Consider the following 16,834-nt stretch of genomic DNA (forward strand, 5'->3'; position numbering starts at 1 on the left):
TCCTTTTAAAGTGCAAAAAGACCCTTAACTAATGAAAATAGTTAAGGGCCTTTGGTCTTCCAATCAGCCATATTGATTTTTTATATAAGCTTAATAATAAACACACTATTCCTATGTGTCAACTGTGATTTTAGAAAATTTCAAATTATTTCTCTTGTTTTTCACTTTTTATTCCATCCTCATTATATACTCATTATATTTATGATTTACATTAAATTTTATGGAGGATTTCATGCTAATCGAGTCATATTTTAAACACATCCGTTTAAATAAAACCCAAACAATTTCATATTCCTCATTAAAACAAATTCATAAGCATCATTTACTTTCAATACCATTTGAAAATATCGATATTATTTCTCAAATACCGCTCTCAATGAATCCTTCTGAAATTATGAAAAAAATAGCTACAGGTAAGCGTGGTGGGATTTGTTTTGAAACGAATTCCTTACTTTTCTCAGTCCTACAGGAATTAGGTTTCAATGTGTCTTTTATTTCAACTAAATTTTGGAATGAAGAAAAACAGTGTTGGAATCCCGAATTCTCACATTTATCTATATTAGTAAAAATTGACGATCAAAACTATCTCGCAGACGTAGGAATTGGTGGCGGTTTTTTAGAACCACTCTTGCTTCGTGACCATTATGAATACTCAGATTCAAATGGATCCTATCGAATGATCGAACAAGACAATACGAATTTCATCCTTCAAAAATTCAATGGAACTTGGAAGGATTTACTATTCATTTCAATTATTCCTAAACAACTCCAACAATTCGAAGAACAATTTCATTACTTCCAAACTAGTAATGAAACAATTTTCACCCAATATAAAATCGTCAACTTATTAACGAAAGAAGGAAGAATTTCATTATCAGATCAACAATTAAAAGTAACCAAAAATCATAGAATCTGTATAACTGAGATAAAAAATCAAGATGAGTGGCAATCCATTTTTAATAATCTATTTAATCAAAAAGCAGAAATAAAAGGTTAAACGAATTGGCCATGCCCTGAACATTCCCCATTTTCGGTCCTCAAACTTCTAATAAAATAGTTAATTTTAGCACAAATTAATTGTAATCGAAGTGAAGGGAGCAATTAAGTTGAAAAATCGCGAAAAGGAAAACAGCATTATAAGAGAAAGAAGAGAAGACGAAATAAATAATATAAATCAGAGCAAAAAAAATAACCAACCACTTCCACAGCCAAAGGATATTGAAGAAATAGAATACTAAAAAAATAAACCTTCTAATTTAGAAGGTTTTATTTTTCTTATTTCATTTTACTAATCATATGAATCACTTCTTCTACTATATAAGGCACTTCTTCAAAAGCATTTCTCATATGTAACCTCTCAGTTAACTTATGGGCATCTTTTCCGAACGGTCCAATATTTAACACCGGTGCATTTAATTTTTCCATTAAACTAAAAGGTAAAGTATAACTGTCTCCCCATACTGGTGTGTTCAACTCGAATGCTGTCCATCCGCCATGCGAATCACTGTAATTAACATAACTTAAGTCACTTATTCCATTAAAATAGTGAATACGTTTTACAGGTAAATTAAACTGATTACTAGCAAGCTCAGAAGAAAATTGAATACATTTCTCCACTAACTCATCTCCAGTAGAATTTATTGCTGGATAGTATGGTGGTGCAAATAAAATGATAATAGCAGGTGCAAGCTCCTGACATTCAATCATTAAACTGTCTGCAATTCTAAATGACTTCTCACGATCATCCCATTCACTGTGCGAATGAATTTCTTTTTTAAGGTTCAACACATAATCCTCGCCGAGCTTCCTGGTTGCATATTGTTGCAAGTCTGCATATTGGATAACTTTTACTTTTCCAACTGGATTTACGTTATTTTTTTTGCAAATTTTTTCATATTCAAAACTACATTCTTCAGCAGCATCGTGTGCTACTTTTTCGAATAAATTAAAAACTTCAGAAGCATTTCTTTTCATTAAAAACACATTGTATAGAGCACATGAACGAAAAGGTGTTTGAGTCGAATACTCCAACCTCAAGTCCTTTTGCTGTAATGTAACAGGTAACGGAGTCTTCTCACCAAAATCAATCTCTTGAAACTCCTCATTCCACTCCATTTTTTTAGTTAAAAAAGATGCAATGTATGGAGATGTTATGCCACTTAATGGTTCTCCAGCATGAGTTTCTTTACCATAAAATAATGCTGCTGGCATTATTTTGCCAATTGTACCAGAGTAAATATAATATTTTGGATCTCCTGGTTCTTGTGAAAATACGGGCTCACCATTTAAAAATAATTTAAAATTCAAATCATATTCTTCCTGATGATTTACAAGAGTTGAGACCGCGTCACGCATACCAGCCGAATTTACCTCTTCATCAGGAACGGTTAATAATAAAAGATTTATTGGCCATTCTTCAATACTAGCTTTCTCAATAAGACTCATATGCATCGCAAGTCCCATTTTCATATCCATCGAACCACGACCAAATAAATATTCACCAGAATTCAAATCACTTTGAACTTCTTTTGATAATTCATTTAGCCGTTCATGAAATGCATTAGTTAAATCCTCTGTTTTTGTAGACAAATGTTCAAGCTCACCATATTCTTCTGTATTTACCGTATCAAAATGACTTATAAGACAAATCGTATCTTTTACATCTGGCCTTTTATACAATGCAGTTAAAAATTTCCTACCTTTATCTGAATCATGTAACTTCAGTTGATGTGGTAAGTCTTTAAAATATTGTAAAGCAGATAGCTTGTTAAATAAATTAATAGGAAATTGACGTTCCCCATCTGTTAGCGTTATACTTTTCCAGCTTACTAGTTCTGTTAGTAATGTTTTCAAGTTTTCTGGTGAATTCCATAACATCTTATTCATAACTGTCCCCCATAATCATTCTGTAATTTAAGTTTCAATATCTCTAATTGGAAATGGGTAATTCAATCAATATCTCACCTATTCTATAAATGTAACTTAATACCTTTTTTAAATAGTAAAAACGGTAAAATAAAAAACCATCTATTTCTAGATGGAAATAAATAGCAGTATATAGTCAAAGTAGTTCTTAAAAACTTGATTGTCAGACTGATTACAAGCGCTTGGCACAGTATTACGCTTAATATTGAGCACCATTTATATTCCACACAATAAAAGTACACACAAAAATTAGTCCAAATAAGAACATTACTATAAATCCCGATAATTTTGCTAAGCCTTTTTCTTCTTTTATAATTGCTACTACACCAGTAATTAAGCTCGCAAAAAGACAAATATAATAAATATAAAATGATATAACCTTTATTGTATTTAAAGTTTCGATAGTAAATGCAAAAATCGCACTAATTAAACTACCTAAAACAAAGAAGTATGCTAACTTACCGATTTTTTGACTAAACTTTATTACTCCATTTGTAATAATTCCAAAACAACTAATTAGCGAAAGCCAAAAAATCCCTTCTAAGATTCTTCTGCTAACAATTGGCAATAAGTTCGCAAAATGTCCTATAAATGAAATAAAGATAACAAACAATAATATGAAGACATTTCTTCTATATTTTTTGAGCTCCTGCAAACCACTCAGCCTCCTAGGCTATAAGTTTATTAAACATCTTGCCCTAATGCATACTATTCAACAATAGAGGCAATTCCCCTCTATTTAAAGGATAAATTAACAAATAAAAAAAGAACAAAAGTTCCCGTTTTATGTCGAAAAAATTTAAATCAGTCTATATTGCAAACGTATGTTCTTTATTTTATAATTAGATATGGATAGAATATGTTAATGGATAGACAAGCGTTTTATAATATTTAAGTTTCTTTCAAATTAACAAAATTAATTTTTAAACAAGGAGTGAAGTGGAAAATGTCATTAGAATTAATCCCTTATTTAATCATGGATGGAAATGCTCAAGAAGCAATCAATTTTTATGAAAAAGCACTTGATGCAAAGGTATTATTTTGTCAAACTTATGGAGAAGTTGGAGACGATTCAGAAGGAAAGATACCGTCTGATGCTAAGAATTTAATCATGCACGCAACGATCCAAATCGGAGAATCAGCACTAATGCTTTCAGATACTTATCCTGGCTACCCGTTCCAAAGTGGAAACCAAGTAACAATTTGTATTTCTACAAATGAAATTGAAATTTCAAAACGATTTTTTGAAGGCCTCTCAGAAGGTGGCGAAGTAGAATTACCATTACAAGATACTGGATTTAGCCCATGTTATGGTAAAGTAGTAGACAAATTTGGCGTACTATTCCAAGTATTTACACACCCTGCTGGGCAGCAATAATAGCTTTTATTAATTCCTCAACTATTCGCGGATACATTGCTTGTTTAATTTTACATAGTTCTAAACTTCCATGTTTAAAGAAATTATTACTTAGAAATTCATACATAATTTAGCAGCAAAAAAAACGACTCGGTCAAATATGCCTGAGTCGTTTTAACAAATTATATTCTTCTTTGGATATATCTTACAACGTTCGTAACTAATTTTCTTGGCATGAATCGAACAGAATTTGCTAGTATTTTATTCGTCATACCAGGAATCACAATTGTCTTTCCATCTCTAAATCCCCTATATGCTACTTTAGCAACATCTTTTACATTTCCTACTCCACTTTTGAATAAATTTGATTCATCCATATTGGCACGTTTTCCAAAATTCGTTTCTGTTGCACCAGGACATACAGCTGTGACTTTAACATTTGTTCCTTTCATTTCATTCGAAAGTGCTTCCGTAAAAGAAAGAACATAAGACTTTGTAGCATAATAAACAGCCATTAATGGCCCAGGTTGAAATGCTGCTGTAGATGCGATATTCATCACTCCACCTTTATTTCGTTCAATCATCCCTTTTAAAAACAGTTTTGTTAGATGTGTAACCGTACGTATATTTAAATCAATCATGTTTAACTCATCGTCTAAATTTGTAGTTGCAAACTCTCCAAATAATCCAAACCCAGCATTATTCACTAAATAATCAACTTGAATAGTTTCGGCATTTAATTCCTTTTGTAAAGAAACGATTTCCTCTTCCTTAGATAAATCCTTTGAATATAGATGAATCTTTACTTTCGACATTGATTCAATTTCACTTTTTACTTCCACCAAATTATCAATCGATCTTGCTACTAAAACTAAATCGAATCCATCCCTTGCAAATAAAATAGCTAATTCTTTACCAATTCCTCCAGATGCTCCTGTAATTAATACGGTCTCATTTGACTTCATCGTTTTTTCTCCCTACTCTTCACACTTATATTTTTTATCATTTAATTCAAATTAAGATTATACGTTTAAACATTTAAACGTATTTGATGAAATTTACTATACCTTATAAAAGAAAAAAAGACAATCATATATTGTCTTGAGAAACTTGGAATATAAGCCTATTAATCTTTTTTTAAGTTTTCGTTTATCTTATCAAGCTTTGCTTCAACCCTCTGCATTTGAAGCCTATACTTTCTAATAAAACGAAAAATAAATACAACCAAAATAATAATAGCAACTGGTATTAAAAATACAATCAACTGAAAGATTAAATCTCCTATAGCCATACGATTTACTCCTTCCTTATTTTAAGTGCATCAAAATAATTTCTCACTTCTAATTAAAGTATATACGAAATTGGTAAATTATGTAATATATACTTATACCTAAAATAAATAGAGAGTACAAATGTACTCTCTAGAGTGGATAGATTTCAACTACATTCTGGACAAAGACCGTATATTTCAAATTTATGGCTTTGTACTGTATAACCAGGTAAATCAACAGATAAATTGTCCATAGGGCATCTATAAATACTTTTTGTATTACCACAATCTAAACAAATAAAATGGTGATGATGCTCTGAAGAAGAACACTTCGAGCGAAAACGTTTTTCACCATCTAGTTCTGTAACTTCCACTACATCAACCTCAATAAAAGTGGATAAATTACGATAGATCGTATCGAAGCTGAGTCCTTTGTATTTATCTTTTAATGCTTGCTGAATATCTCTTGCAGTTACATATTTATTTTGCCTAAAAATATATTCAAGCATATCATATCGTTTAGGCGTATTTTTGAAGCCTCTTTCTTTTAATAATTTTGATGCATCTGCTAATTTCATTTAATCACTACCTTTGACTTGTTCTTAATTTCTTCAAACTTAAAGTAAAAATAAGAATAAGGATTTGCAGGATCACAATCGTACCACCAGGCGCGAGATTTAAATTATAAGAAAGCAAAATACCTGCAACAACTGAAAACTCTCCGAAAATAATTGAAAAAATAATTGTTTGCTTAAAACCCTTTGAAATTCGTATGCTCGCTGCTACTGGTAAAGTCATTAGAGAAGATACTAATAAAACACCTACAACTCTCATAGAAATGGATACTACTAAAGCAACTAATAAGATAAACAAATAATGAATCCATTTTGCATTAATACCTGAAGCAACTGCATATTCTTCATCAAATGATAATAGGAACAATTCTTTATAAAGTACTATGATAGATATTACTACAAAAACAGCTATAATTATGACGGTAATTAAATCTTCTTGTGACACAGCACTAACACTACCGAATAAATAACTAAATAGATCTGTATTAAATCCATTAGCTAATGAAATTAAAATGACACCTAATCCCATTCCTCCTGAAAGAATGATTGGAATTGCTAACTCTTGATAATGTTTATAAACACTTCTTAATTTTTCAATTAAAAATGCTCCTGCAACTGAAAATGTCATCCCCATAAATAAAGGGCTAATAAAGCCAGATGTAAAGAAAAACTTTTCAAGTAAAAGACTTGCTGCAACTCCAGATAAAGTAACGTGACTCAGTGCATCAGAAATAAGTGATAATCTTCTAAATACAACAAATACACCTAATAATGGAGCCATAACCCCAATAATCATACCAGTGATTAATGTATTTCTCAGAAAATCATAATGAAAGAAATCCATCATATTCGATCTCCTCCATTCTCGTGATTGTGAGATAGTACATGCACAGAATGGCCATATAGAAGAGACAAATCCTTCTCAGTAGCATCTTTAAACTTATCTCGACTACCATGGAAATGTAGTCTTTTATTTAAACATGCAACATGTGATACTTTATCAGTAATAATGCCCATGTCATGGGAAACTAATAATAAAGTAATACCAAGCTTAGTATTTAAATCGCTAAGTAATTGATAAAAGCTTTCTACATTTTCAGCATCTACCCCAACGGTTGGTTCATCGAGTATTAATAGATCGGGATTACTTACAAGTGCTCGCGCAATAAAGACACGCTGTTGTTGTCCACCTGAAAGTTCGCCGATATTACGATTTGCAAATTCATACATTCCAACTGATTTTAACGCTTCAGCGACTTTTTGTTTATCCGAATTTTTAAAACCGTTAAACAATCCAATTTTAGAAACAAGACCTAATGATACTACTTCAAAAACCGATGCCGGAAATCCAGAGTTAAAACTATTCGCTTTTTGAGATACATAGCCAATCTTATCCCAGCTTTTCATTTTTCGAATATCGGTATCGAATATCTCTATTTTTCCTTCATCTGGTTGTTGGATACCTAATATACATTTTAGTAAAGTTGATTTGCCACTACCGTTTGGACCAACTAGACCTAAAAAGTCTCCTTTTTTTACTAGAAGATTAATGTCTGTTAATACCTTTTGACGTTCATAGCTATAAGACAAATCTTCAATTTTTATGATATTTTGACTCATTTATTAAAACACCTTCATCTATTTAGGAATAATTACGTTTTACTTCAAGTTCTTAGTATAAGAGAATACTACTTATTTGTAAACAAAGAAAACTCGGCAAAATATTTATTCGTTTTTTAATTAATTTCATCTTTATCAAAACTTTAAATCCCTTAATTTTTCGATAAAATCTTTAATGTATTTTTAATAAATAAGACTTATCACTTTGTGACAAAAAATACAATATGTTACAATTAACATATAAATATAGATAAAGAGGTGGTTTTTTGAACGCAATTACACATCGTAAGCTTTCAAACTTTAAGATTATTAGACGGGGGTTTTTTATTACATTAGGGGCTGCTTTGATGGCAGCTTGCTTAAAAGCATTCTTTATTCCAACTGATATCATTGATGGTGGAATCGTAGGTATCTCTTTGATCCTCTCCCATATTACTTCGATTAATCTCGGTATTTTTCTATTCGTGTTAAACTTACCTTTTGTAATAGTAGGTTATAAGCAAATCGGTAAAACATTCGCTATTTCAACTTTATTTGGTATCACTGTACTTTCAGTATTTACCTCTCTTTTTAAGGACATTCCTCATTTAACTAATGACCCTTTACTAGCTGCATTATTTGGTGGATTAGGTTTAGGAATTGGCGTAGGCTTAGTAATTCGTAATGGTGGCTCACTTGATGGGACTGAAATTATAGGAATACTTTTAACAAAATCATCACCTTTTTCAATTGGTGAGGTTGTTATGGCATTTAATGTATTTATTCTCGGAAGTGCAGGATTTGTATTTGGATGGGATAATGCTATGTATTCATTAATTGCCTATTATGTAGCATTTAAAACAATTGATTTAACAATTGAAGGGTTCCAGGATACTAAATCTGTTTGGATCATTAGTGATAATGATAAAGAAATCGGTGATGCATTAAATGCCCGATTAGGTCGAGGAGTTACATATTTTCATGGCGAAGGTGGCTTTATGGGTGAAGATAAAAAAATCATCTTTACAGTCATTTCAAGACTTGAAGAAGCAAAATTAAAATCGATTGTTGAAGACTATGATGAAAATGCCTTTGTAGCAATCGGAAATATAGCTGATGTTAAAGGTGGAAAGTTTAAGAAGAAAGCAATCCACTAATAGTAAACAATTAAGCTTGAATTCTATCATGAATTCAAGCTTTTCTATTTTAATAGTTTAATTGAGTTGTTCATTGAATTTACTTTTATGATGCCTTTTTTTTGCAGTAATAAGATTTACTGCGAATAAGTTAGTAAGTTAAATGCGATTTAATTCTTTTAACAGCGTTTAATGAATTCGATGCTTATTATGTAGTTTTGTCTTTTAGTTTCTTCTGAATCTCCTTATGAAATTGCAGAAATGTCACGGTTTCCTAACGCTCTCTCTCCCTCTATTTTCATATTTTTTGAAAAATCAATTGAGATTAGTGTCCTAAGCACATTATTTATAACAACCTTTCATAAAATTTATTGATGAAATATTTCACCTAAGAGGAGGTTCAGAATGAATATTATCCAAACTCTCATAAATAAAAAGGTAAATAGTATAACACCAAAGGATTTATTAAAATTAAGCCAACAATATCAAGTGTATATCACGCCAGATCAAGCCAATAAAGTGGCTGCAATATTAAACGGGAAAAATTATAATATTTATGACGCTGAACATAAAAAACAAATTCTTTCCCAAATTGCAAATGTTACCTCTAAAGCCACTGCACAACAAGTTGATATTATTTTTCAAAAGCTAACTTAAGCTTGGTTAAAATGTTCATTAAAAAGCTTTAATTTATAACTCTACTCATTTCACAAATCATATAATGCTCATACAAAGAATCATCTAACTATTCTAAAACGAAATGAGAGGGATTAATATGGATTTGCATGAGCTACATTATGAAATAATTTATTTAGACAAAGAAACAGATGACGAAGTGAAATTCAAACACATGTTTCATATGGATGATTTAAGCCATAACTTAGCTCTTAATATCGCTAGTAGTTTAATCGAACGTGACAAGGCACATGTGGTCTATATTAAATTAATGCACTTAGACGAACATGATCACGAATTAGTTAGTAATGTTGTCACTGTGAAAAGAATTAAAGACGGAAAAATAATTGCATCATATTTGGATAGTAAGTTAAAGAAGGTTGTAGAAATAGAAGTATAAGCTAGATCGAACGGGGCTATCTCGTAAGTCGGATTATCTGACTTATGGGTGCCCTTTTTTTATTACTAGTGCTAGTTGGGGTATATCTCTATATTGCTTTTTATTTCTAACTGATAATTTAAAAATAATTGACAGTTTTTTATTAACTTTAGTAAGAATAAGAGCATATTTGATCGTTTTTCATTTGAAGGTATCTATTTTTATCTGATTTTTAAGTCTTAATACCTTAAGGGGTATGGGTAATTTTGGCTTTTATTTGCGATTCTTCAGAATTTAATTGCTGTTTTGCTAATTTTATTTGCGGTTTTCTAAATTTAATTGCGGTTTTACCAATTTTAATTGCGATTATCAGAATTTATTTGCAGTCCAGTGTTTTTTTGCAATTTCATCATTTATTTGCACAGATGGATACCTTATTTGCAGCTTTATTTAACTTAATTGCGCTTTAAATCTATTTTCGAACCTACTATATCTTAATCGAGCTTAAAGACACCCTCTTTTTAATTATATAAGGATTTAAACACTATTCATTATTTAGAATTCAAATCTGTTAAATTGAGCGAAGATTGAGTTCGAACGATTAAATAAGAAAATAAATAAAACCAGCCCCATTATTTAAAATGAGCTGGTTTCTTTGAATTAAGCTTTCAATAATTCTTGAATTAAGTTTTCATTGAATTCTTGATTGCGTAACATTTCAATTTCTAATTTATACGGTGGTACCTTGTTATTTTTATCTTCACCAACATATGGAGTTTCTAAAATTTTAGGGATGTCCATTAGTTGTGGATGATGAACAATATAGTTTAATGCTTTAAATCCAATCGACCCAAAGCCAATGTTCTCGTGTCGGTCTTTGCGACTTCCCATTGGATTTTTACTATCGTTAATATGAAGTACTTTTATTTTATCGATCCCAATTAAGTGATCGAATTGCTGTAAGACACCATCAAAGTCATTAACGATATCATAACCAGCGTCATTAATATGGCATGTATCAAAACAAACTGATAATTTATCGTTGTAGTGTACACCTTCCATAATTCTCGCTATTTCTTCGAATGATTTACCACATTCTGAACCTTTTCCAGCCATTGTTTCAAGCGCAATTTGTACTGGAGTTTCAGCTGTTAATACTTCATTTAAACCTTGAATAATTCTGTCGATACCAGCATCTTCACCAGCGCCTACGTGAGCACCTGGATGTAATACGATTTGTTTTGCTCCTAATGCTGCTGTACGGTCTATTTCTTTTTGTAAAAATTCAACACCTAATTCATATGTAGCTGGATTTGTAGTATTTCCAATATTGATAATATATGGTGCATGGACTACTATATCAGCAATTCCATTTTCGGCCATATGTTTTAAACCCGCTTCAATATTTAAATCTTCAATTGCTTTACGACGTGTATTTTGAGGCGCACCTGTATACACCATAAATGTATTAGCACCATAGCTTGCAGCTTCTTCACTAGCGGCTAAAAACATCTTCTTACCGCTCATTGAAACATGAGATCCTATTCGTAACATTCTTTCAGCTCCTACCTTAATTAATCATACTTACCATTTTAACATGAAAATCAATCATGGTTAAATTGTTCGCCTGCTTATAAAAGAAAAAGAAAGGAATATTCTTCCTTTCTTTTTCAAACTATCTACTCGTTTTTCTTTTTACATTATTTTTAAATGATTCTCTTTGTGCATTCAATTTACGTTTATAGCCAGGTTTAACTTTAGATGGCTTTTTAATTGCTTTATTAGCAACTGCATCTAAATTACGATCTGTTTTTTTACGAAGCTTACGTTTTGCGCGTGGACCTAAATCAACCCACTCACCTTTTTTAAGTTCACGATGTTCAAATGTAATACCACGGTCTTGAAGCTTGTCTAATGCTTGATCATCTTCTTGGTCATAGATAGTAATTGCAGTTCCAGAGAAGTTTGCACGGCCTGTACGACCTACACGGTGTACATAAAAGTCTAAATCTGCTGGTAGTTCGATATTTATTACATGACTTACACCTTCAATATCGATTCCTCGAGAAGCTAAGTCAGTAGCAACAATATATTGGAACTCTAAATCTTGAATTTGCTTCATCATTTTTTTACGTTCACGAGGAGTTAAATCTCCGTGAATTTGACCAACTTTTAAGCCATATGATGATAATTGAGTAGCAACTTCTTCAGCCTTTTTCTTCGTATTTGTAAAGACAATTGCTAAATATGGCTGAAAACTTAATAAAATATCTTTAGCCATTTTAACTTTGTCTTTATGTCTGCTTGGAACAATAATATGTTCAATTTTCTGAGCTGAAAGTTGTTGCGGATTAATATGAATATGTTCAGGATTGTCCATATACTTTTTCAAAAACGGTTTAAGCTTCTCAGGAATTGTCGCCGAAAAAACAAGCATTTGTAGTTTCTTTGGCATTTTTGATGCAACTTGGTCCACATCATGGATAAATCCCATATCTAACATTAAATCCGCTTCATCCACTACTAAATACCTTGTAGTATGAACTAATAATACATTATCATTTACTAAATCTTTAATACGTCCAGTAGTTCCAATTACAATATGTGGCTGTTTTTTAAGTTTTTCAACAGTACGTTTGTAGTCGGTTCCTCCAACGAAGTTTTTTGCAGTTAATTGCTCATCTTCTGGACAACATTCAATGATTGCTTGAACATCATTATAAATTTGAGTCGCTAATTCACGAGTTGGAGCAGTTATAACTAATTGCACTTGATCTAAAGATGGATCTAATGTATTAATTGTCGGAATTAGGTATGCATGAGTCTTTCCTGACCCTGTTTGCGATTGACCGATTACACTACGTCCAGTTTTAACTTGAGGAATGATCTTTTGTTGAATTTCTGTTGGTTCTGTAAAGTGTTTCTTCTCTATCGCTTCCAAAATAAATGGTTTTAATTGAAAATTTTTAAATGAAATTGCCATATAACTCACCTTCTTAATTTAAACTTTCTTTGTAATGAGGAATCTATCTCCTCATACAAAATAGCTACAATTATCTATTATACAATAGATTTGCCCAATAAAGCTAATTCTAATTTTTCTTTCTTCTTTAGGAGCATTTCAAATTTTATTCTGTCCTATACTAACCATTTCAAATTACGTGCATAGCCTAAGTAATAAAGAGTATTTTTGAAAGGAGGTATTAGATTGGGATTACTTGATAAATTTAAGAAAAAAAATAAACAGCCTTTTCCTATGAACGGTCCAAATTTTTATAATAGTTATCAACAGCCTTATCAAAATTTACAGAATCCATACGGTGCAAGACCAAATTTTGATCAACGATATCCATATCCCCAATCACCGCAGCAACCTTTTTTGCAACATCATCAACAGTTTTATCCACCTGTCCAACAAATTGTTGGGCAACAAGGTCATTATCAGCAACCAATATCATATCAACCGCAGTTAAACGCACATCAACAATATATAAGCCAAAATAAAATTTTACAACCTGTTCCTTTTCAAAACCAGCCAGTAATGCAGCCACAGGGCGGTAGTAATTATCAGCAACAAGGATCACAAAATCAATACCCAATGACTGGGCAACCACCCGAAAAAGAAGATGATGGCAGTCCAGGGTTTTTCTCGCGATTAATGGGAGGAGACACTTCTATTACAGGTGTCATCGGTGGTATGCAAAAAGCTGTTCAAGCAGCTCAACAAGTCACGCCAATGATTCAACAATACGCTCCTGCTATTAAAAATTTCCCTTCGATCTATAAAATATTTAAAGCTGTAAATACCGACGACCCGATCGACTCAAAAAAAAGTAAAAAAAATGAGACAAATGGAATAGTTGATGTTGCGCAAACAGAAGAAACAAAACCAAAAAAAAGAAAAAAAGCTCCAATTAAGTCAGAAGTAGTAGAACCCTCTCATCATATTAAAGAAACTGCATCAAACGTAAATCCAAAACCAAAATTGTTTATGTAAATTTTCTTTTTCTTTGTATAGTAGTATCTCCCTCCTTTATAATAAAAAATGACAACAATATTATAAAGGAGGGGCTACTCCATGAAAGTTATTAAAGTTACCCCACGAGGCTATTGCTACGGAGTTGTAGATGCAATGGTCATTGCTAGAAATGCAGCTAAAGATCCATCATTACCAAGACCAATCTACATACTTGGTATGATTGTTCATAATAAACATGTTACAGACGCATTTGAAGAAGAAGGTATCATTACTTTAGATGGTCCAAGCAGATTAGATATCCTAGATAAGATTGAAAAAGGTACTGTTATTTTTACGGCTCACGGAGTTTCTCCAGAAGTAAAATCAAAAGCAATTAAAAAAGGGCTTACGACGATTGATGCGACTTGTCCAGATGTAACGAAAACACATGATTTAATTAAAGAACGAATGGCTGAGGGCTATCACTTTATTTATATTGGTAAAAAAGGACATCCGGAACCAGAGGGCGCAGTTGGAATCGCACCTTCGATTGTTCACCTAATTCAAAATAAATCTGATATTGATGCTTTAGAAATTCCTACTGATAAAATTATCATTACAAATCAAACAACTATGAGCCAATGGGACGTAGTAGAATTAATTCAATACGCAATTAAAAAGTATCCGACTGCTCATGTTCATAAAGAAATTTGTATGGCAACTCAAGTTCGTCAAGAAGCAATTGCTGATCAAGCAAGCCAAGCAGATTTAACAATTGTTGTAGGCGACCCGATGAGTAATAACTCAAATAGACTTGCACAAGTATCGCATGAAATTGCAGGAACAAAGGCATTCCGTATTTCAGATATTACTGAACTTCAGTTAAAATGGTTAGAGGGCGTTGAGACTGTAGCCGTTACATCAGGAGCTTCTACTCCAACACCTATAACACGTGAGGTTATCGCATTTTTGGAGAAGTATGATCGAAACGATGAAAGCACTTGGGATACAAAATCAGGAGTAGAATTAAGTAAAATACTACCTAAAGTTAGAATAAAAGACTAAAAAAATAGGACTTCTGGATTTTTAACCCGGAAGTCCTATTTTTTAATCGCAAAAAACGTTTAAATAAATGTAAATGGATCAGTGTGAATCGTTGAAGCGAAAATTTCACAAGCCATGTTTTTTTCTTTTAATTTATTATCTAAAAGACGTTTAACACCTGATTTCATTACTTTTTCAATATTGTGACCTGCATCAACTATATTTAAATTAAGCATTTTCCAATCCTGTGCCACGTGGTAATATATATCACCACTTAAATAAACGTCTGCACCATTTCTTTTTGCATGATAGGCAAACTTATTTCCGTCTCCACCTACAATTGCAACCTTTTTGACTCGATCACTTAAGTTCCCTACCACTCTTACACCTTGTAAATCTAATTTTTCTTTCACATAATGCGCAAATTCTTCTAAAGAAATTTCTTCTTTGAGATTTCCAATTCTCCCAATCCCAAATGTTTTGCCTTCATTTTCTAGTGTGTATGTATCATATGCTACTTCTTCATACGGATGAGCTTTTTGCATCACTTTAAGCACTTGTTTTAATTTTAATTGTGGAACAACTGTTTCAAGCTTTACCTCATCAACTTCTTCTAATTGACCCTGTTGCCCAATAAATGGTGTTGTCCCCTCTAAAGGCATAAATGTCCCTGTACCATTCGAACTAAAGCTACAATGGCTGTATTGACCAATATGACCTGCTCCAGCATCACAAATTGCATTTAATACTATTTCTGCATGTGTTTTCGGTACATATACAACTAACTTAATTAATTTTTCTACATATGTTGGAGCGAGAACATTCGTATTTTCTAATTGTAACGCTTCGGCTAAAAAATCACTCACACCGTTTTCTGCAATATCAACATTTGTATGTGCTGCAAAAACAGCTATATCATGTTTAATACAAAGTTCCACAATTTTACCCGGTTCACTGTCTGTATCAATCTTTTTTAAAGGACGATAAATAATAGGATGGTGAGCAATAATTAGGTTAGCACCAATTGAAATTGCCTCTTCTACCACCTCTTTTGTGACATCTAATGCAATTAATACCTTTGTCACTTGTTTTGATAATGTACCTATTTGAAGACCATTTGGATCACCTTCCTCAGCTAAATGCTTAGGGAATAGTTCTTCAAATTGCTGTACTACTTGAAAACCATTTATCGATTTCATGAAAGCACCTCTTTTATCCACTCAAGTTTCTGTCCAACTTCTTTCATTTTCTGAACTGATTCCTCTGTTTGTTTTGCTGATTCAAGTTGAGTTAAGATTCTTTCAAAATTATTTTTTTCATGCTCCCATTTCTTCTTAAATGCATCATTTTTGGTTTTTAATAAGTAAGGACCTATAAATAGCTCCATATCTTTCTTTTCACTGTATGCACTATTTGGATTAGATTTGGAAGCTACTAGAATTTCATAGATTTTTCCATCCTCTTCTAAAATATCTTCTTCCACAAGAGAATATCCTTCATGATCAAACCAATTTCTAATTTGATGTGCTCCAATATTTGGTTGCAACACTAACGTTTCAACGCCTTGAAGTTTTTCTTTACCTTTTTCTAATATGCTGGAAATTAAAGAACCACCCATTCCAGCTATGGTTATGACATCTACTTCGTTTGGTACTAAAACTTCCAGTCCGTCTCCCATTCTCGCTTCGACAATTCCTTCTAACCCACTTTGACGAATCGTTGATCGTGCTGAATTATATGGACCTTCAGTAATTTCCCCTACAATTGCTGAGGTACACCTTTTATTTAAAACTGCATAACAAGGTAAATAAGCATGATCTGATCCAATATCAGCTAATTTCGTGCCCTCTGGTATGTAATCAAATACTCTTTTTAAACGCTTTGATAAATTTACTTCATTCATAACAAAATCACCA

Annotated in this window: 19 protein-coding genes; 8 read left to right on the plus strand and 11 right to left on the minus strand. The window is 32.0% G+C overall.

The window, feature by feature from the left end:
- Positions 1 to 232: 232 nt before the first annotated feature.
- The gene (locus tag COI44_RS16255) at positions 233 to 997 is read left to right on the plus strand and encodes an arylamine N-acetyltransferase family protein (RefSeq protein WP_179887148.1); all 765 of its coding nucleotides are present in this window, start codon (positions 233 to 235) and stop codon (positions 995 to 997) included.
- Between the two features lie 109 nt (positions 998 to 1,106).
- Positions 1,107 to 1,238, plus strand: coding sequence for a hypothetical protein (locus tag COI44_RS24655; RefSeq protein WP_286133883.1), 132 nt, complete (start codon positions 1,107 to 1,109; stop codon positions 1,236 to 1,238).
- A gap of 37 nt (positions 1,239 to 1,275) precedes the next feature.
- Here the strand turns inward: COI44_RS24655 and COI44_RS16260 are convergent, their stop codons facing one another.
- Both COI44_RS16260 and COI44_RS16265 read right to left on the minus strand, forming a co-directional pair.
- The gene (locus tag COI44_RS16260; RefSeq protein ID WP_098428858.1) at positions 1,276 to 2,886 is read right to left on the minus strand and encodes a M20/M25/M40 family metallo-hydrolase; all 1,611 of its coding nucleotides are present in this window, start codon (positions 2,884 to 2,886) and stop codon (positions 1,276 to 1,278) included.
- Between the two features lie 238 nt (positions 2,887 to 3,124).
- Positions 3,125 to 3,580: a hypothetical protein gene (locus COI44_RS16265; protein WP_098428859.1), complete on the minus strand. Its 456-nt coding sequence runs from the start codon at positions 3,578 to 3,580 to the stop codon at positions 3,125 to 3,127.
- 291 nt (positions 3,581 to 3,871) lie between these two features.
- Here COI44_RS16265 and COI44_RS16270 point away from each other — a divergent pair, with 291 nt between their 5' ends.
- Positions 3,872 to 4,303: a VOC family protein gene (locus COI44_RS16270; RefSeq protein ID WP_098428860.1), complete on the plus strand. Its 432-nt coding sequence runs from the start codon at positions 3,872 to 3,874 to the stop codon at positions 4,301 to 4,303.
- Positions 4,304 to 4,464: 161 nt separating this feature from the next.
- Here the strand turns inward: COI44_RS16270 and COI44_RS16275 are convergent, their stop codons facing one another.
- The 5 genes from COI44_RS16275 to COI44_RS16295 all read right to left on the minus strand — a co-directional run bounded on the left by COI44_RS16275 (position 4,465) and on the right by COI44_RS16295 (position 7,747).
- Positions 4,465 to 5,247: an SDR family NAD(P)-dependent oxidoreductase gene (locus COI44_RS16275; RefSeq protein WP_098428861.1), complete on the minus strand. Its 783-nt coding sequence runs from the start codon at positions 5,245 to 5,247 to the stop codon at positions 4,465 to 4,467.
- 161 nt (positions 5,248 to 5,408) lie between these two features.
- On the minus strand, positions 5,409 to 5,573 hold the full coding sequence (locus COI44_RS16280; RefSeq protein WP_098428862.1) for a DUF4083 family protein: 165 nt from the start codon (positions 5,571 to 5,573) through the stop codon (positions 5,409 to 5,411).
- A 146-nt stretch (positions 5,574 to 5,719) separates the two neighbouring features.
- Positions 5,720 to 6,130, minus strand: a complete 411-nt coding sequence (locus tag COI44_RS16285) for a Fur family transcriptional regulator (protein WP_069034156.1) — start codon at positions 6,128 to 6,130, stop codon at positions 5,720 to 5,722.
- Positions 6,131 to 6,137: 7 nt separating this feature from the next.
- A complete protein-coding gene (locus COI44_RS16290) occupies positions 6,138 to 6,974 on the minus strand; it encodes a metal ABC transporter permease (RefSeq protein WP_098428863.1) in 837 nt (278 codons plus the stop codon).
- A complete protein-coding gene (locus COI44_RS16295) occupies positions 6,971 to 7,747 on the minus strand; it encodes a metal ABC transporter ATP-binding protein (RefSeq protein ID WP_098428864.1) in 777 nt (258 codons plus the stop codon). Before COI44_RS16295 ends, COI44_RS16290 begins: the two co-directional genes overlap by 4 nt.
- Before the next feature lie 266 nt (positions 7,748 to 8,013).
- On the opposite strand from COI44_RS16295, the gene COI44_RS16300 reads away from it, so the two are divergent.
- The 3 genes from COI44_RS16300 to COI44_RS16310 all read left to right on the plus strand — a co-directional run bounded on the left by COI44_RS16300 (position 8,014) and on the right by COI44_RS16310 (position 9,937).
- Positions 8,014 to 8,883 carry a YitT family protein gene (locus COI44_RS16300; RefSeq protein ID WP_098428865.1) on the plus strand — a complete coding sequence of 290 codons (870 nt, stop codon included), beginning with the start codon at positions 8,014 to 8,016 and terminating at the stop codon, positions 8,881 to 8,883.
- 384 nt (positions 8,884 to 9,267) lie between these two features.
- Positions 9,268 to 9,519, plus strand: a complete 252-nt coding sequence (locus COI44_RS16305; protein WP_097974270.1) for a DUF2624 family protein — start codon at positions 9,268 to 9,270, stop codon at positions 9,517 to 9,519.
- 118 nt (positions 9,520 to 9,637) lie between these two features.
- Complete coding sequence (locus COI44_RS16310) at positions 9,638 to 9,937, plus strand: hypothetical protein (protein WP_098428866.1); 300 nt, start codon at positions 9,638 to 9,640, stop codon at positions 9,935 to 9,937.
- 639 nt (positions 9,938 to 10,576) lie between these two features.
- On the opposite strand, the gene COI44_RS16320 is transcribed toward COI44_RS16310, so the two are convergent.
- The gene (locus COI44_RS16320) at positions 10,577 to 11,470 is read right to left on the minus strand and encodes a deoxyribonuclease IV (RefSeq protein WP_097974268.1); all 894 of its coding nucleotides are present in this window, start codon (positions 11,468 to 11,470) and stop codon (positions 10,577 to 10,579) included.
- Positions 11,471 to 11,591: 121 nt separating this feature from the next.
- Entirely contained in the window at positions 11,592 to 12,899 is a 1,308-nt protein-coding gene (locus tag COI44_RS16325) for a DEAD/DEAH box helicase (protein WP_098428868.1), read from the minus strand.
- A 225-nt stretch (positions 12,900 to 13,124) separates the two neighbouring features.
- Here COI44_RS16325 and vrrA point away from each other — a divergent pair, with 225 nt between their 5' ends.
- Entirely contained in the window at positions 13,125 to 13,913 is a 789-nt protein-coding gene (vrrA, locus tag COI44_RS16330) for a VrrA/YqfQ family protein (protein ID WP_098428869.1), read from the plus strand.
- A gap of 81 nt (positions 13,914 to 13,994) precedes the next feature.
- The gene (locus tag COI44_RS16335; RefSeq protein WP_098428870.1) at positions 13,995 to 14,939 is read left to right on the plus strand and encodes a 4-hydroxy-3-methylbut-2-enyl diphosphate reductase; all 945 of its coding nucleotides are present in this window, start codon (positions 13,995 to 13,997) and stop codon (positions 14,937 to 14,939) included.
- Positions 14,940 to 14,998: 59 nt separating this feature from the next.
- On the opposite strand, the gene COI44_RS16340 is transcribed toward COI44_RS16335, so the two are convergent.
- Both COI44_RS16340 and COI44_RS16345 read right to left on the minus strand, forming a co-directional pair.
- Complete coding sequence (locus COI44_RS16340) at positions 14,999 to 16,117, minus strand: Nif3-like dinuclear metal center hexameric protein (RefSeq protein ID WP_098428871.1); 1,119 nt, start codon at positions 16,115 to 16,117, stop codon at positions 14,999 to 15,001.
- On the minus strand, positions 16,114 to 16,821 hold the full coding sequence (locus COI44_RS16345; RefSeq protein ID WP_098428872.1) for a tRNA (adenine(22)-N(1))-methyltransferase: 708 nt from the start codon (positions 16,819 to 16,821) through the stop codon (positions 16,114 to 16,116). The genes COI44_RS16340 and COI44_RS16345 overlap by 4 nt, the downstream gene beginning before the upstream one ends.
- Between the last annotated feature and the right edge of the window lie 13 nt (positions 16,822 to 16,834).

It is taken from the genome of Bacillus sp. AFS088145 (assembly GCF_002564465.1).
Classification (GTDB): Bacteria; Bacillota; Bacilli; order Bacillales; family Bacillaceae_G; genus Gottfriedia.

Excerpts from the sequence above, each read along its gene's own strand:
- COI44_RS16325 (WP_098428868.1), bottom strand. The coding sequence starts at position 12,899 with ATGGCAATTTCATTTAAAAATTTTCAATTAAAACCATTTATTTTGGAA.
- COI44_RS16340 (WP_098428871.1), bottom strand. The coding sequence starts at position 16,117 with ATGAAATCGATAAATGGTTTTCAAGTAGTACAGCAATTTGAAGAACTA.
- COI44_RS16275 (WP_098428861.1), bottom strand. The coding sequence starts at position 5,247 with ATGAAGTCAAATGAGACCGTATTAATTACAGGAGCATCTGGAGGAATT.
- COI44_RS16285 (WP_069034156.1), bottom strand. The coding sequence starts at position 6,130 with ATGAAATTAGCAGATGCATCAAAATTATTAAAAGAAAGAGGCTTCAAA.
- COI44_RS16255 (WP_179887148.1), top strand. The coding sequence starts at position 233 with ATGCTAATCGAGTCATATTTTAAACACATCCGTTTAAATAAAACCCAA.
- COI44_RS16260 (WP_098428858.1), bottom strand. The coding sequence starts at position 2,886 with ATGAATAAGATGTTATGGAATTCACCAGAAAACTTGAAAACATTACTA.
- COI44_RS16320 (WP_097974268.1), bottom strand. The coding sequence starts at position 11,470 with ATGTTACGAATAGGATCTCATGTTTCAATGAGCGGTAAGAAGATGTTT.
- COI44_RS16345 (WP_098428872.1), bottom strand. The coding sequence starts at position 16,821 with ATGAATGAAGTAAATTTATCAAAGCGTTTAAAAAGAGTATTTGATTAC.
- COI44_RS16305 (WP_097974270.1), top strand. The coding sequence starts at position 9,268 with ATGAATATTATCCAAACTCTCATAAATAAAAAGGTAAATAGTATAACA.
- COI44_RS16290 (WP_098428863.1), bottom strand. The coding sequence starts at position 6,974 with ATGATGGATTTCTTTCATTATGATTTTCTGAGAAATACATTAATCACT.
- COI44_RS16310 (WP_098428866.1), top strand. The coding sequence starts at position 9,638 with ATGGATTTGCATGAGCTACATTATGAAATAATTTATTTAGACAAAGAA.
- COI44_RS16335 (WP_098428870.1), top strand. The coding sequence starts at position 13,995 with ATGAAAGTTATTAAAGTTACCCCACGAGGCTATTGCTACGGAGTTGTA.
- COI44_RS16280 (WP_098428862.1), bottom strand. The coding sequence starts at position 5,573 with ATGGCTATAGGAGATTTAATCTTTCAGTTGATTGTATTTTTAATACCA.
- COI44_RS16295 (WP_098428864.1), bottom strand. The coding sequence starts at position 7,747 with ATGAGTCAAAATATCATAAAAATTGAAGATTTGTCTTATAGCTATGAA.
- COI44_RS16270 (WP_098428860.1), top strand. The coding sequence starts at position 3,872 with ATGTCATTAGAATTAATCCCTTATTTAATCATGGATGGAAATGCTCAA.